At 43.5% G+C, this 271-nt stretch carries 1 pseudogene; it reads right to left on the bottom strand.

Annotated elements, in window-relative coordinates:
* Positions 1-271, bottom strand: a pseudogene (secD, locus tag AAEY78_RS13155) (protein translocase subunit SecD); the annotation flags it as partial.

Below are 271 nucleotides of genomic sequence, written 5' to 3'. Positions count from 1 at the left end.
TCTCGAAACTTAATCGCAATTCCTTTAGGGGTTTTACGAATACCAGCATAACGAATTTTTTCTTCACGAAGCTGGCTACGGAAATCAGCTATCTTAGCTTCTTCCATTTTACGAATAGCTTCGCCCATATCCACTTCCATTAAGAAGTGAACACCACCACGTAAATCTAAACCTAATTTCATCGGCGACCCACCAACAGCTTCAAGCCATTCAGGGGTTGCCGGAGCTAAGTTTAACGCAACGGTATATTTCTGACCAAGCAGCTCAGCGA

The sequence above is a fragment of the Psychrobacter sp. 16-MNA-CIBAN-0192 genome, from assembly GCF_040309565.1.
Lineage (GTDB): Bacteria > Pseudomonadota > Gammaproteobacteria > Pseudomonadales > Moraxellaceae > Psychrobacter.
This window is presented reverse-complemented; position numbering and strand designations above follow the sequence as displayed.